A 13,238-nucleotide genomic window follows, 5' to 3' on the forward strand; every position below is an offset into this window, starting at 1 on the left:
TCCCTCACCGAGGGTAAGGGACGCGGCCGCCCGCCCCCGCCTTTCCCGGGTGCGCTTGAATGACCGCATGGCTGTGGTCATGAACAACGAGACGGTACACGCCTTCGCCGACGACACCGAGGTCACCGAGGGGCGGATCCTGCTCGCCGACGGCGCGGTGATCGGGGCGGAAAGCGAGCCGCGCGGCATCAGCGGCCTGGTACGGGACGGCTCGGGCACCGCCCGCGACGTACGGGTGCAGGTCGTGGGACGGGACCTGACGGCCGAGTGCGACGGCCCGTGCGCCCGGGAGCCAGGACGCCTGTGCCGACATGCTGTCGCCCTCGCCCTGCACGCCGTCGCCCGGTGCCTGCCCTGGCACGCCGGGCCCGCCGACGGCACGCGCCGCGTCCCCGGCGAAGTCCTTGACGCTCTCACCACCCTGGAGAAGGCCGCCGTACTGGACCGACTGCTCGCCGCCCGGCCCGAATTGCGCACGGACGCCGACGAACTGGCCGCACGGCTGCTCGCCCCGCGCACCCGCGCGGGACTGGCCGCCCTTCGGGACCGGACGGCGGCCGAGGCCGAGCAGGCCCTACGCGCCCTCGACATCGACCACCTGAGCACAGGCCACCGCCCCGGCTTCGGCTACACCGACGTGTACGAGGCCGCGCACCGCCTGATCGAGCCCGTCATCGAGCAGTACGAGACCGACGTTCGCCGCCGCCTGGAACTGGGCATGACCGACGCGGCCGAGGCGGTGGGCCTCGGTGTACTCGACGGCCTGGACGCCTGCGAAGGCGACTACGGCGGCGACGAGGTGCTGTGCTACGCCGGGGAGGACCTCGCCGAGACCTACGGACACACCATCCGCGAGCTGATGCGCACCGCGGGCCGGGCCGTGGATTAGCCCGCCCGCCTCGGCTGCGACCCGGCGGTCGTGGCCGGCGATCACGTCGTTGGCTCTGCATGGACTCCTGGCGCCCCGATCTCGATCCTGACCCCGGTCCGTTCCGCTCCGCCGCGGTGAGTCCCCAAGGAGCTGCTTCCCGCAGCGCGGTGGCCGGGATCCGGCCGGGCCGAGGTCGGACAGGACTTGATGAGCCAGTTCGAGGGGCTGGTTGCGGGGGCCGTGGGGTACGGAGCCGGCGGATTCGAAGCCGCACTGCGCGGCAAGGGCCTTGGAGGCGACCAGGCCGATGAGCCGGCAGTGCCGCCACAGGGACACGGGCCGTAGGGCGACGACAATGAGGTCGCACGGCGCCGGACGATCCGGCCCGGCCTCTGCCGCTGGAGTCGGAGACAGCGGCGCGGCGGCCGCCCGGCGCCCGCCGCTGGCCGCGCCTCCCCTCACACGCCCCGGATGTGGCAGCCTGACAGGTATGCCGAAGAGCCGTGGCCGCTGTAAGGCCTCTTCGAAGAAGTCCGTACGCCGTTCACCGGCACCCGCGCGCCTGTCCGACCAGGTGGTGCGCGACGCCCGCCGGATGAGCGGAGGCAGCGTCGACGTACTGCAGGCCGAGGCGTGGGCGAGTAGCTGGCTCGGCGAGGCATGGCTGGCCGCCCCGCTGGGTGAACGCGAACCGGAGGAACGGCTCTGCTGGAAGTGACCGGACGCGCCTCCACCACTCCCTCCCCGCACGGCCTCGCCGCCGTCGCCGCGCTGGCACGGGTCGCACCCGAGGCGAGCCGGCCGATGCTGACGAGTACCGTCACCATCCTCACGGAGACCCAACCCCTGCCCGCGTGGCACGGCACCGGCGATCACCGGCCGGTACGCGCCTGGCAGGCGGTGGACGTCTACGACAGCGAACGCGTGCTCTTCATCGCCTACGACGGCCACGTCCCCCACACCCTGATGGTTCAGATCACCGAACCCGGCGGCACCCTCGTCGACAAACTCGCCCTGCTCGCCCCCCGACGCGGCCACCGCCTGGACGGACCTGCACGACGACGAGGACGTCCCCATGCCGCTCGCCGGACATCCCGTCCCCGACAGCCTCGCCGACCTCGCATCGGCCCTGCGCACCACGGCCATGACCTGGCCCCGCCACGATGACGAGGACTACGTGACACTGCGCGCCCTGGCCTGGTCGCGCTGCCGTGACCACTTGCCCGACTGGCCCGCCCACCAGGAGATGCCGGAGACGGAACGCGACCGTCTGCTCACCGAGTTCACCGCGAGCCGCGCCGCCGCCGGCGACGACGACGCGGCCACGGTCCGCTCGCTGGCCGAGATCTTCCTCGACTACGGCGCGAGTCACATCACCACCGGCCCCCTGTGCTGGAGCCCCACCCACATCGCGCTGTTCCTCACCGACTGGCTGCCCCGAAAAGCCGTCCTCGACCAGGATCACCACACCCTCCTGCCCGGCGTACTCAAGGACTGGGTGTGCTTCGCCCTCACCGAGCGAGGAGTCGCAGACCGCTGGATCACCCCCGTCACCACAGCCATCGCCACCCATCTGCCCGACTTCGAGGCGGCCTTCGGCGAGCACACCGCCTGGGGCCCGGCCAAGCAGACCGCCGCCGCCCTGGCCGCCCGCGGCATCGACCTCACCGACCGCGCCGCCGTCGACACCGCCATCCGCGCCCTCAACGCCGAACGTCTCACAGGACAGCTCACCCAGGAACTACCCGCCCAGCACGAACCCTGACGGCGCGCGCCCCACCCTCCCCGAGGCCGACTCAGCTCTGGCCAGAGGTTGCCGACGCGGGGCGGGACGTGCTCCGGTCGGTACAAAGCCCTTGCCATGCGGAAGCGAGGAAACCCATGAGTACGAGCCGAAGCCGACGCGAGCCACTCACCGTGATCTGGGAGATCGCGACCGTCGGCGGCGAGGAAGGCGAGGCACGAACGAGCCCCGCCCTGGTGTCTCCGTGATCGGCGACCGTCTCAGTGCGCTCGGTGCCGGTCGCCGGTAGCTACAGCTCACGCGGTTCGGCACCTGCCGTACAAGCCCGACGACCCATGGAATGAAGCGCAGCCTCCGCAAGGTGGCCTGCGGGGCGGTTGGCCGAGCCGACCACGCTCATATACTCGCACCCGGCGCGCCAGCGGATTAACATGTCATGTACTACACTTCTCGTATGGATACGTCCCGCCCTGGCAAGACCCGAGTGACCAGCGTCTCTCTGCGTGCCGAGACCTTGGAGGCGATTCGCGCACGCGCCGGTAAGCAAGGTGTCTCCTCATACATCGAGGAGGCCGTGCAGCGGCAGCTCCAGCGCGAGGCCATCGACGATTACATCGCCGCCGCTGAAGCGGAGCACGGCCCCGTCGACCCGGCTGATGTGTCGGCCAAGGCCGAGCGGATCCGCGCCCACCACGCTGCCCACCGCGGTGGATCCGCTCCAGCGGACGCCGCATGAGCGGGACTCTCGTTCTCGACAGCGAGGCCCTGTCCAAGCTCTCCCGCCGGCACCGCGACATGACCGTGTGGCTGGACGTCGCCCGCAGCCTGGACCTGCTCGTCGTGACGAGCGCGGCCACGCTGGTGGAGGCACGCGACCCGAAGGTGCCGCAGGCGGCGTTCGACCATGCCGTTTCCCTGACCAAGGTGCGCCCCGTCACGGAGGAGATCGCACGAGCGGCAAGCAGACTGCTCGCCGCCGAAAGCCTGCACGGCCACAAGTACGCCATCGACGCGATGCTCGGTGCCACGGCCCACCTGGAGCACGGCGACGTCACTGTCGTCACGAGCGACACCGATGACCTGCGCCGACTGTGCCACCCTCGCATCGCCGTCGAGCCGATCTGAGCCGCCCACGTTGGCCTTGCCGCCGCCCTTGTCGCGTTCCAGCAGGTCAGCCCGTGATAGGTGAAGGCGGCTTGACTGACGTGACGAGCGTGCCAAGGCGCAGGCGCTCGGTCGCCGCTGCGCCAGCGGTCAGCGTGGGGACTGCCCCGAACCACGGCTTGTCCCGGAACGACCGCCAAGAGAGGTGGTCGTACGTGTAGGCACAGTGGAAACCGAGGTTTTCGGCCCGCCGCCAGATCTTCTGCCCTTCGGCCCACCGGTGGATGGGGAGGATCACCGTGCTCAGTCGCATGCCACCGACCATACGTGGAACGCCGCTCCGGGCTGCGGCAAGGCATGGCCAGATCTGACAGATTATGGGCATTGTGGACGCCCGCATCGGGCGCAATGATCGTGACGTGCCTGAATCACGCAGAGTCGTCATTGCCGCTTTCCCCGGCACCGAGTTGCTGGACGTCACGGGGCCGGCCGAGGTGTTCTCGGTCGCCTCGCGGCTGATCGCCGCTGACGATCCCGGCTATCGGGTCGAGATCGCAGCGGCGCAGGGCGGGGAGCTGACCACCTCCAGCGGGATCCGACTGGTTGCCGACGTAACGCTGGACGAGGTGGGCAGCGGGGTGGACACCCTGCTGGTATCAGGTGCGATGGCCTTCGTCTCGGGCAGAGTCGAAGCAGTGGTCGACCCTGCCATTGTCGACTGGTTGGCCGTGGCGGCGCCGCGTGCCCGCCGCGTCGCCTCAGTCTGCGCCGGCGCGCACCTGCTGGCCGCTGCCGGGCTTCTCGACGGACTGCCGGCCACCACGCACTGGCTCACCGCCGCGCAACTCGCGGCCGACCATCCGCGGATCACCGTCGACGCAGATCCGATCTTCATCAAGGCCGGGCGGGTGTGGACCTGCGCGGGCGTCACCTCGGGGATGGACTTGGCGTTGGCCATGGTCGCCGAGGACTACGGGCAGCCATTGGCGCTCGCCACCGCTCGCGCGATGGTGATGTACCTCAAACGCCCGGGTGGTCAAAGCCAGTTCAGTGTTCCACTCTCCCTGCAGGCCTCCTCCGACGACCGGATCGACGCGCTGCGCCGGTGGATGGCCGACCACATCGCCGAAGAGCTTCCCCTGCAAACCCTTGCCAACCAGATGCACCTGAGTGTGCGTCATTTCACCCGGGTATTCCGCCGCCGCACCGGCCACACACCTGCCGCCTACCTGGAGTCCATGCGGCTGGAGGTCGCCCGTCGGCTGCTGGAGGAGACCGACCGCGCTCTGCCGGATGTCGCCGCCGCCAGCGGACTCGGCTCGGTGGAGACGTTGCACCGCACGTTCAAATTCCGGCTGAGCACCACCCCGGCCGAGTACCGCCGCCGCTTTCGGTCGCCGACCGCGGCTGCCCAGTAGTCCCCTGATTCGTGGAGGAATTCCTGTGCCGCTCGCTCCGTTCCCTGACTCACCACTGGCTCGCGCCGCCAATGAGCTCCTGCTCGCCGTCTCCCCTCCCGCACTGGTGGCCCACTGCCATCGCACGTACCGGTTCGGAGCAGCCCTTCTCACCGAACGCGGGCGCGCCTTCGACGCGGAGGCACTCTTCATCGCCTCCGCACTGCACGACCTGGGCCTCACCGATGCGTACAACCACCCCCGGACCCCGTTCGAGTTGCACGGCGCTCGGCTGGCCGAAGAGCACCTGCTGGCCGGTGGCGCCCGACCCGAGACCGTTGCGCTGGTCCGGGATGCGATCACGCTCCACCTGGAACCGGAGACGGCCGACGACCCCCGCCCCGAGGTGGCCGCAGTCCACCTCGGCGCAGCGGCGGACGTCATCGGGGCGCGCCTGGACCAGCTGCCGCCCGGACTTCTCGCCGCGGTGCTGGAGATCCACCCCCGGCAGCACTTCACCAGCTATCTCATCGAGGTGATGGCCCGACAGGCGGCGACCAAGCCGACCTCACGGATTGGCGCTCTGGTGGAGCGCACAGAGTTCCTGGACCTGATCGCCAACGCCCCGTTCGCCGACTGACCCCGAGTTGCCCCCATCGCCAGCGACGCCCTGAGAATCACGGAGAAGCCATGTCCCGAACGAAGGTCATCCCCATCCCTGTCCTGGGCAGGAGAGCCGTCAACGCCTACCTGCTGCTGGGCCGGCACCCGGTCATCGTCGACGCCGGGATGCCCGGGAGTGGCCGCAGGATCTACGACCAGGTCGCCGGACACGGAGTGGACCCGGAGGACGTACGCCTGATCGTCATCACCCACGGTCACCTGGACCACTACGGTTCCGCTGCCGAACTGCACCGGCTCACCGGCGCGCCCATCGCCGGGCACGTCGCCGATCTGGGCCCCTACCGCACCGGTCGGCCCCGCCTGCCGTACCTGCCGACCGGGCCGATGGGACGCCTCATGAACAGGAGCAAGAACCTGCACGTCCAGGTCGAAAAGTTCGAGCCGGACATACTCGTGCATGGCGAGACGAATCTGTCCGACTTCGGCGTCGACGCCCGGATCATGCCCACGCCCGGGCACACGGCAGGCGCGATCTCCGTCCTCACCGACGAGGGCGCCCTGGTAGCCGGCGACCTGGTAGCCAACTCCTTCATGGGTCTCATCGCCGGCCGCCCGGCCAACCCGCCCTTCCACGACGACCCGCTGCGCAACCTGGCAAGCCTGCGCGAAATGCTCGCCCTGAAGCCCACCAGGCTGTATGTCGGCCACGGTACCCCGCTCGACCCCGACCGGGTCGGCCGCTGGGCAATCCGGGAGCAGGCCCGGCTCTCCGGACTCGCGGCCCGGGGCCGCCTCCAGGTCCGAACGGAGAGCGCTGAGCCGCAGGCTCAGTGAGGATGTTCCAACCTGAGGTGTACGGACTGCGAGGTACGCCTGATCGCTGAGCGACGCGGCCCGGTTCCGATCTTCTCCGTCGTCCGGCCGTACGTCGAGCACGCGTTCGCCGAGTTGCGGAAGTCAATCGCGATGTTGGTGGTGGCCGCCCGGGAACATCGGCGCGGTCCCGGCGGTCAGAGTCAGTTCAGTGGCCGCTGGCCCAACTCCCGGGCACCCTCGAGGACGTCCACAACCTGCGCCGCTGGATCGGCGAGCACCTGGACGACGACCTGTCGGCGCGCGCTCGCCCACCGGATGGCGATGATCGAACGGCACACTTCGCCCGTGTGTTCCTTCCGAGACCGGCAGCACACCCGGTGCCTTCGTCGAACAGCTGCGGCTCGAAGCGGCCCGCCGTCTGCTTGAACGTACCGACCGGCTGACCACAGACAGGACCTGCGCGGTCGGCTCAGTCGAGACCCTCTACGGCGTCTCTCCGTACCTGCCGCGCATCCGCATCGCCAGAACCCCATCTCCCTCTCAAGGAGCATTTTCCTCATGAAATACCGAAAACTCGGCGCGAACGGCCCTGACGTCTCCGCCCTCGGCCTCGGCTGCATGGGGATGTCGGGCGTCTACGGACCCGAAACCTGCAACCCCGGCGAGTCCCGCTCCATCAAGGTAATCCACCGCGCGTTCGATCTCGGCGTCACCTTCCTCGACACCGCCGACATGTACGGCGATGGCAGGAACGAGCGTCTCGTCGGCCGCGCCCTGGCGGGCACGCGCCGTGACGAGGTGATCCTGGCCACCAAGTTCGGCTTCCATTCCGGCGAGGGCGGCGTCCAGACGATCCGCAACGACGCGGCGTACGTCCGCGAGGCCGTGGACGCTTCGCTCGCCCGACTCGGGGTCGAGCACATCGACCTGTACTACATGCACCGCCGCAACCCCGATGTGCCGGTCGAGGAGTCGGTCGGCGCCATGGCGGAACTCGTACGGGCCGGCAAGGTGAAGCACCTGGGCTTGTCCGAGGTCAGCGCCGCGACCCTGCGCGCGGCCCACGCCGTACACCCGATCGCGGCGCTGCAAAGCGAGTACTCGCTGTTCACCCGCGGCATCGAGGCGGAGATCATCCCGACGGCGCGCGAACTGGGCATCGCCATCGTCCCCTTCTCCCCGGTCGGCCGCGGTCTGCTCACCGGGACGATCACGACGTTGGAAGACCTGTCCCCGAGCGACTTCCGCCGCCAGAACCCCCGGTTCCAGGGCGACAATCTGGAGGCGAATCTGAAGCTGGTGCTCGAATTGCGCGCGATCGCAAAGGAGAGCGGCCACAGCGCCGTCCAACTCGCGCTCGCGTGGCTGCTGGCTCAGGGCGCGGACATCGTGCCGATCCCCGGGACCAAGCGGATCAAATACCTGGAGGAAAACACGGACGCCGCCGAGGTCGAGCTGACCGCCGGGCAGATTGCCCGTATTGAGGCAGCCGTCCCCGCAGGAGCCGCCATCGGTGAGCGGTACGCGGCCTCTGGACGGGCCCACCTCGAACGCTGAGGTTGCCTGTGGTCGACGGATCTGCGGGTGTATCAGCTGCGAGTGCCGCAGGTGGTGCACGGTCCGCCGTCGGGCAGCACCACACGGCGGACCGTGCACCGGGAGGGCCGCGCGAGCCGGAAGCCGCAGGGTGGTCACGTCACGACTCGGCAGCACCAGACCAGACCGATAGCCAGCGCCTTATCTCGCCGACCGGGGTCGATCCTTCTCAGCAGAGCCGCCTGCGGGTCGTGGCCCCCCCCCCGGTGCCCCACCGAAATTCTGGCCCACCCGCTCGTATCCGGGCCCGCTTGAAAACGAAGATCCCGCCGGTCTCCGGTTCGGCGGTGAGCGTGCCGCCCAGCGCACCGACGCGCTCGCGCAGCCCGGTCAGCCCACTCCCGGGCGGCCCTGAAGCGGAGGGTCCGGACACCGCAGAGTGCACCGACCCCGCCGCCCCGTCGTTCTCCATGGTCAGTACGGCCGGGCCCGCCGGGGGTACCCACAGCCGGATGACGCAGCTGCGGGCGTCCCCGTGCCGCAGCACGTTCGTGGTGCCCTCGCGGACCACCCAGCCGATCACGGACTGGACCGCGGGCGACAGCGTCGACCCGTCGTCGCCCTCGGCACGGCCGTCGATGCCCACTGGGCCGACTGAAGATCGCAGGTCAGCACGTGATGGGCGATGACAGTGCTCAGACGCATGCCCTGACCTTGTGTGGGCGTCAGCTCGCTGGAAGTCCACGTCCTCAGCCGCACCGCTCGCCGGGTGGGGCGGGTGTGTTCCCGTGCGGCGGTCAGCCGAGCCAGCGGCCGTCGCGCATGAGGTCGCGTCCCCGCAGCTCGTTCGCCTCACGCGAGGCTGAGTCGCCCCCGGCCGTACGCCAGCAGGTTGCGGCCGGTGACCGAGGCGCGCGGCGTCGAGATGAGGAACGCGTTCCCGTCCCAGAGGTACGAGAGCGGGATGAGGTGGACGCCGCCCGGGAGCCCGACGTCGCGACCCAGAGATCGACGTCGCTCTCCAGTTTCGCGCGAGTGTCCCGCAGCCTCTCCTCAAGTCCACGTGGCGGCGCGCCCGTCATGCTTCCTCCGGTCACTTCGTGGAGAGCCCTTCCTTCAGCGGACGGGCTCCGCCGGTCATCGGTCGGTTCACCGGGGCGGCGAGGCGCGGTGCACTCGGTCCGAGTGACGATGGCGGCCGGCCGCGGTGGGCGCATCAGCTCGGCACCCGCCACCGCCGCCCCGAGCCCGGCGGCTGTCTCGTGATCGGCGACCAGGCAGGGCAGGGCAGGCAGTAATGACACATCAAGGCGTGGGTGCCGGCGATGCGGCCTCCCATGCAAACCCGTCCGGGTCGGTGAAAGGCCCGGCATCGCCGCCGATCACGAGCCGGTGCGATCCGGTGCCGTCGGGAGAGACGCCGGCGTCCTTGGCAAGGGCACGGCGCCTGTACAGCGCCAGCTTGACGGGACTCGACCCAGCAGCGAACTCGACGTACATGCGGCCGAAGCTCTTCGCCACGGCAAGGCCTTGGGCGACGTAGAACCGCTTGCTCGCGGCCACGTCCGCGACTCCCAGCAGGAGCACGATCTCGTCGACCCGCCGGGTGGCAGGGCCGGTGTCCTTCTTCGCCGAGGTCGCGACCTTCCAGATCGTCCCGTCCGGGGCTTGTACGACACCGCCGTAGCCCCAGAGCGACTTCGCGGCAGGCTTCAGCGGCGTGGCGCCGGCGTCGAGGGCGGCGTCGATGAGGCTGTTGACGGTGGCCGGCTGGGACACCGTGAGCGCCAGCGTGAACCCACGGAAGCCGGTTGTGGGTGCCTCCGAGGCCCGCAGGCGTATCTGCGTGTCCAGTCCGAAGGCGGCGGTGTAGAAGCGGTTGGCGGCCGTGGGGTCGGCCGCGTCGAGGGTGACGGATTCGATGGATGCCATGGCCATCACGCTAGTTGCGGCTCGGCGACCGGCGCTTCTTGATTCCTGACCGGTCTTGTCACCTGTTTTGCCACACACGTCGGCATCCCCGCCGCAGCGCCCGTTGCGCGGCGCCGGTAGACGCTGGGCGGCATGCCGACCAGCTCGGTGAAGCGGGTGCTGAAGGTGCCCAGCGATGAGCAGCCGACCGCGAAGCAGACCTCGGTGACGCTGAGGTCGCCACGGCGCAGCAGCGCCGTGGCGCGCTCGATGCGACGCGTCATCAGGTACGCGTGCGCGCCGCGGGCGAGCGCCTCGACGTTCAGCGGCTGCGCGTACTCCCGGTCGATCCGGTCGCGGACGCGGCGCAGTCGCGCGAGGTCGCTCAGGCGCTGCGCCGCGGTGCGTGCGCGGCCCCACGAGGGGTGACACATGAGAGAACTCCTTTTCGTCGATGTCCGCGAGCACCTGGGTTGCAATGCCGAGGGAGGCGGCGAGGTGCTCGATGGCGATGACCGGCTGGCAGGAGTCGACGAGCCGGTCGAGCAGGCCGGACAACTGATCGACGGCGGCGGGATGGGGGTCGGTGGTCGGCTCGGCGAGGATGTAGGCGCCGCCCTTGTGGGCGGCCGGCGTGCGCGCCTCGGCCGCGTCGGCCGACATCGCGAGCACCTCTGCGATGGTGCGGCCGCCGAGGGGGTGGCCGAATCGATGGCCGGACGGCTCAGCGAAGCTCCTGGATGCGGACCAGGTTGCCTGCGGGATCGCGGAAGGCGCAGTCGCGGATGCCGTACGGCTGCTCGGTCGGCTCCTGGACGACCTCGGCGTCGCGGGCCTGCACCTTCTCGAAAGTGCCGTCGAGGTCTCGGGCGGCCAGCAGGATCCAGCCGTAGGTGCCCTTGGCCATCATCTCGACGATGGTGCGGCGCTCGTCCTCGGTGATCCCATGGTCGGCGGCCGGCGGCGCCAGGAGGATGGACGTGCCGGGCTCGCCGACGGGGCCGACCGTGATCCAGCGCATCTTGCCCTGTCCGACGTCGCTGCGGACCTCGAAGCCAAGGGCGTCGAGGTAGAAAGCCAGGGACGCGTCCGGGTCGTCATGCGGGAGGAAGCTCGTGTGAATGGTGATGTCCATGACAATCAGGCTAAGTGCGGCTCCGTGACCCGCGCTTCTCGATTCCTGATCGATCAGGCCAGATCGGAACTCACCGCTGACCGACTCTGTGCGGATGGCGACAGACGCACGGGGTCGGTGTCGGCCATAGCGCAAGCATACTGCAGTATGCTTGCGCTATGGCCGACACGACGCGCATCACGGTTACGCTTCCGACCGAGCAGGTGGCAGAGCTGAAGAAGCTCACCGACAATGTCTCCGGCTATGTCGCCGAGGCGGTGGCCCGTCAGATACGGCATCAGCTTCTCGGCGGAGACTTGCGGCGTCACCAGGAGGAACACGGGACCTTCAGCGAGGAAGAGCTGTCAGAGGCCCGCTCTAGTATCTTCGGTGCGGCTGAAGCCGACGGTCCGGCGAGTGCGGCTTGAACGAGCACATCGAAACCGTCGTCCTGGATTCCCAGGGGCTGTCCGCCTGGATCACCCAGGACCGCAAGATCCTCGCGATGCTTCAGGTGTTCCATACGATGAGTGCCGACCTTGTCATCGGCGCCAACACCGTCGTGGAGGTCAGCCACTCCCGGGTGAATATGCCACGGCTTCAGTGGGCGCTGTCCCGGGTGAAGGTCGAGCCGGTCACTGAGCGAGCCGCGAAGGCGGCGGCGGAACTGCTCAAGGCCGCCGGCCTGCACGGCCACAAGTACGCAATCGACGCGACGGTCGCGGAAGCCGCACTCCGCCAGCCGGGACCGGTGGCAATGCTCACCTCCGATGTCGACGACATGGCCCGGCTGTGCGGCAACCGCGTTCGACTGATCGGCATCTGAGGGCAGGGGGCGTCTCCGCAGGTCAGACCGTGATGGGTGAACGATGCTTGACTGACGTGACGAGCGTTCCCAGCCGCAGCCGCTCGGTAGCGGTCGCCGCCGCCGTGAGCGTGGGCACCGCGCCGAACCACGGCTCGTCCCGGAACGACCGCCACGACAGGTGGTCGTACGTGTAGGCGGCATGGAAGCCGAGCTCCTCGGCCCGTCGCCACACCTCCCGGCCCTCGGTCCAGCGTTACACGGGCAGGATCACAGTACTCGGACGCATACCCCAGACCCTACGACCACGCCCATCCGCACGCGCACCTGCCTGCGGCCCCACGCGATCTTCCCTCCGACCTCCGGCCTGCGACGTCCGGCCTCCGCACTCTCCGCTCGGCGTGGGCGATGAGTTCAGCCGGTGAGTGAGGTCTATATCTATGGAAGAGCGTATGGACGAGCGTATTGACCGCCGAACAGGAGGAGCACGGACTGATGGCAGACAGGCAGCCAGTGACCGAGTTGGACGCCCGGTTCAGCGGTGAGGGTGCGACCGCGACGGACTGGGCGCGGGCGCGCGGGATGCTGGAGGAGGCGGAGGTGTTCTGGCTGTCGACGGTGCGTCCTGACGGGCGCCCGCACGTCACCCCACTGCTGGCCGTCTGGCTGGACGAGGCGCTGCACTTCTGCACGGGCGCGGAGGAGCGCAAGGCCCTGAACCTCGCGCAGAACGCCCACTGCGCGCTCACGACCGGACGCAACAGTCTCGGCGAGGGCCTGGACCTGGTGGTCGAGGGCGACGCGACGCGGGTGGCCGACGAGGTCCGGCTCCAGCGGCTCGCCGACGCGTACGAGACCAAGTACGGCAGCAGCTGGCACTTCGACGTGCACGGCGGTGCCTTCCTCGGCGACGGCAACGAAGCCCTGGTGTACGCGGTCGCCCCCACCACGGTCTTCGGCTTCTCGAAGGGCGAGTTCAGCCAGACCCGCTGGCGCTTCGAGCGGGAGTGACGAGAGTGACGAGCAGAAGCAATCGGAGCAACGGGGGCAACGGGGGCAATCCGGGCATCAGGTCAGCTCATCCGCGGCCGTGCCGCCCCGAGTACGGCGATTCCCGTGCGCACCTGCCGCCCCACCACGCACAATTGGTTGTGCGCTCAATGATCGGCCCCGGTGCTTCCCCGCACGGTTCCGGCCGTCCGGCAGACGTGCACCCGCACGCCGGCCTGACCGGGGTCACCTTTCGCGCCGAAGCGCTACGGCGCCGAGGGGTTCGGGGTCGGTAAGCCCGTGGCGAACGAGCGGTACCCGTGAGG

General features: G+C 69.7%; 17 protein-coding genes and 2 pseudogenes. 13 read left to right on the plus strand and 6 right to left on the minus strand.

The features are described 5' to 3' along the window. Positions 1-67: 67 nt before the first annotated feature. From QMK24_RS16465 to QMK24_RS16490, 6 genes are all read left to right on the plus strand, one after another. Positions 68-889 (plus strand): hypothetical protein, encoded by an 822-nt coding sequence (locus QMK24_RS16465; protein ID WP_283466751.1) that lies wholly within the window; start codon positions 68-70, stop codon positions 887-889. 472 nt (positions 890-1,361) lie between these two features. After that, positions 1,362-1,589 carry a hypothetical protein gene (locus QMK24_RS16470; RefSeq protein ID WP_283466752.1) on the plus strand — a complete coding sequence of 76 codons (228 nt, stop codon included), beginning with the start codon at positions 1,362-1,364 and terminating at the stop codon, positions 1,587-1,589. Further along, complete coding sequence (locus QMK24_RS16475) at positions 1,586-2,038, plus strand: hypothetical protein (RefSeq protein ID WP_283466753.1); 453 nt, start codon at positions 1,586-1,588, stop codon at positions 2,036-2,038. The genes QMK24_RS16470 and QMK24_RS16475 overlap by 4 nt, the downstream gene beginning before the upstream one ends. Further along, positions 1,947-2,636, plus strand: a complete 690-nt coding sequence (locus tag QMK24_RS16480; RefSeq protein WP_283466754.1) for a hypothetical protein — start codon at positions 1,947-1,949, stop codon at positions 2,634-2,636. Before QMK24_RS16475 ends, QMK24_RS16480 begins: the two co-directional genes overlap by 92 nt. A gap of 433 nt (positions 2,637-3,069) precedes the next feature. Next, on the plus strand, positions 3,070-3,351 hold the full coding sequence (locus QMK24_RS16485) for a hypothetical protein (protein WP_283466755.1): 282 nt from the start codon (positions 3,070-3,072) through the stop codon (positions 3,349-3,351). Then, positions 3,348-3,740, plus strand: coding sequence for a DNA-binding protein (locus QMK24_RS16490; RefSeq protein ID WP_283466756.1), 393 nt, complete (start codon positions 3,348-3,350; stop codon positions 3,738-3,740). The genes QMK24_RS16485 and QMK24_RS16490 overlap by 4 nt, the downstream gene beginning before the upstream one ends. 52 nt (positions 3,741-3,792) lie before the next feature. Here the strand turns inward: QMK24_RS16490 and QMK24_RS16495 are convergent. Then, positions 3,793-4,032, minus strand: a pseudogene (locus QMK24_RS16495) (LLM class flavin-dependent oxidoreductase); the annotation flags it as partial. Positions 4,033-4,138: 106 nt separating this feature from the next. Here QMK24_RS16495 and QMK24_RS16500 point away from each other — a divergent pair. From QMK24_RS16500 to QMK24_RS16515, 4 genes are all read left to right on the plus strand, one after another. Beyond that, a complete protein-coding gene (locus QMK24_RS16500) occupies positions 4,139-5,137 on the plus strand; it encodes a GlxA family transcriptional regulator (protein WP_283466795.1) in 999 nt (332 codons plus the stop codon). Positions 5,138-5,162: 25 nt separating this feature from the next. Further along, on the plus strand, positions 5,163-5,756 hold the full coding sequence (locus QMK24_RS16505) for an HD domain-containing protein (RefSeq protein ID WP_283466758.1): 594 nt from the start codon (positions 5,163-5,165) through the stop codon (positions 5,754-5,756). Positions 5,757-5,806: 50 nt separating this feature from the next. Beyond that, positions 5,807-6,574 carry an MBL fold metallo-hydrolase gene (locus tag QMK24_RS16510; RefSeq protein ID WP_283466759.1) on the plus strand — a complete coding sequence of 256 codons (768 nt, stop codon included), beginning with the start codon at positions 5,807-5,809 and terminating at the stop codon, positions 6,572-6,574. A gap of 540 nt (positions 6,575-7,114) precedes the next feature. Then, the gene (locus tag QMK24_RS16515; protein WP_283466761.1) at positions 7,115-8,113 is read left to right on the plus strand and encodes an aldo/keto reductase; all 999 of its coding nucleotides are present in this window, start codon (positions 7,115-7,117) and stop codon (positions 8,111-8,113) included. A gap of 208 nt (positions 8,114-8,321) precedes the next feature. Here QMK24_RS16515 and QMK24_RS16520 read toward each other — a convergent pair whose 3' ends face one another. The 4 genes from QMK24_RS16520 to QMK24_RS16545 all read right to left on the minus strand — a co-directional run bounded on the left by QMK24_RS16520 (position 8,322) and on the right by QMK24_RS16545 (position 11,138). Continuing rightward, a complete protein-coding gene (locus QMK24_RS16520) occupies positions 8,322-8,738 on the minus strand; it encodes a sensor histidine kinase (RefSeq protein ID WP_349307893.1) in 417 nt (138 codons plus the stop codon). A 659-nt stretch (positions 8,739-9,397) separates the two neighbouring features. Further along, positions 9,398-10,024 carry a VOC family protein gene (locus QMK24_RS16530; RefSeq protein ID WP_283466763.1) on the minus strand — a complete coding sequence of 209 codons (627 nt, stop codon included), beginning with the start codon at positions 10,022-10,024 and terminating at the stop codon, positions 9,398-9,400. Between the two features lie 5 nt (positions 10,025-10,029). Then, the gene (locus QMK24_RS16535) at positions 10,030-10,437 is read right to left on the minus strand and encodes a helix-turn-helix transcriptional regulator (protein ID WP_283466764.1); all 408 of its coding nucleotides are present in this window, start codon (positions 10,435-10,437) and stop codon (positions 10,030-10,032) included. Between the two features lie 290 nt (positions 10,438-10,727). After that, a complete protein-coding gene (locus QMK24_RS16545) occupies positions 10,728-11,138 on the minus strand; it encodes a VOC family protein (protein ID WP_283466766.1) in 411 nt (136 codons plus the stop codon). 158 nt (positions 11,139-11,296) lie between these two features. Here QMK24_RS16545 and QMK24_RS16550 point away from each other — a divergent pair, with 158 nt between their 5' ends. Then, entirely contained in the window at positions 11,297-11,545 is a 249-nt protein-coding gene (locus tag QMK24_RS16550) for a type II toxin-antitoxin system CcdA family antitoxin (protein WP_283466768.1), read from the plus strand. Beyond that, the gene (locus tag QMK24_RS16555; protein ID WP_283466769.1) at positions 11,542-11,943 is read left to right on the plus strand and encodes a DNA-binding protein; all 402 of its coding nucleotides are present in this window, start codon (positions 11,542-11,544) and stop codon (positions 11,941-11,943) included. Before QMK24_RS16550 ends, QMK24_RS16555 begins: the two co-directional genes overlap by 4 nt. A 25-nt stretch (positions 11,944-11,968) precedes the next feature. On the opposite strand, the pseudogene QMK24_RS16560 reads toward QMK24_RS16555, so the two are convergent. Continuing rightward, positions 11,969-12,211 (minus strand): annotated as a pseudogene (locus QMK24_RS16560) (LLM class flavin-dependent oxidoreductase); the annotation flags it as partial. Positions 12,212-12,417: 206 nt separating this feature from the next. On the opposite strand from QMK24_RS16560, the gene QMK24_RS16565 reads away from it, so the two are divergent. After that, complete coding sequence (locus QMK24_RS16565) at positions 12,418-12,933, plus strand: pyridoxamine 5'-phosphate oxidase family protein (RefSeq protein ID WP_283466771.1); 516 nt, start codon at positions 12,418-12,420, stop codon at positions 12,931-12,933. The last annotated feature ends 305 nt before the right edge of the window (positions 12,934-13,238 follow it).

It is taken from the genome of Streptomyces sp. PH10-H1, from assembly GCF_030063355.1.
GTDB lineage: Bacteria > Actinomycetota > Actinomycetes > Streptomycetales > Streptomycetaceae > Actinacidiphila.

Excerpts from the sequence above, each read along its gene's own strand:
- QMK24_RS16530 (WP_283466763.1), bottom strand. The coding sequence starts at position 10,024 with ATGGCATCCATCGAATCCGTCACCCTCGACGCGGCCGACCCCACGGCC.
- QMK24_RS16485 (WP_283466755.1), top strand. The coding sequence starts at position 3,070 with ATGGATACGTCCCGCCCTGGCAAGACCCGAGTGACCAGCGTCTCTCTG.
- QMK24_RS16515 (WP_283466761.1), top strand. The coding sequence starts at position 7,115 with ATGAAATACCGAAAACTCGGCGCGAACGGCCCTGACGTCTCCGCCCTC.
- QMK24_RS16550 (WP_283466768.1), top strand. The coding sequence starts at position 11,297 with ATGGCCGACACGACGCGCATCACGGTTACGCTTCCGACCGAGCAGGTG.
- QMK24_RS16470 (WP_283466752.1), top strand. The coding sequence starts at position 1,362 with ATGCCGAAGAGCCGTGGCCGCTGTAAGGCCTCTTCGAAGAAGTCCGTA.
- QMK24_RS16490 (WP_283466756.1), top strand. The coding sequence starts at position 3,348 with ATGAGCGGGACTCTCGTTCTCGACAGCGAGGCCCTGTCCAAGCTCTCC.
- QMK24_RS16535 (WP_283466764.1), bottom strand. The coding sequence starts at position 10,437 with ATGTGTCACCCCTCGTGGGGCCGCGCACGCACCGCGGCGCAGCGCCTG.
- QMK24_RS16510 (WP_283466759.1), top strand. The coding sequence starts at position 5,807 with ATGTCCCGAACGAAGGTCATCCCCATCCCTGTCCTGGGCAGGAGAGCC.
- QMK24_RS16565 (WP_283466771.1), top strand. The coding sequence starts at position 12,418 with ATGGCAGACAGGCAGCCAGTGACCGAGTTGGACGCCCGGTTCAGCGGT.
- QMK24_RS16465 (WP_283466751.1), top strand. The coding sequence starts at position 68 with ATGGCTGTGGTCATGAACAACGAGACGGTACACGCCTTCGCCGACGAC.
- QMK24_RS16545 (WP_283466766.1), bottom strand. The coding sequence starts at position 11,138 with ATGGACATCACCATTCACACGAGCTTCCTCCCGCATGACGACCCGGAC.
- QMK24_RS16480 (WP_283466754.1), top strand. The coding sequence starts at position 1,947 with ATGCCGCTCGCCGGACATCCCGTCCCCGACAGCCTCGCCGACCTCGCA.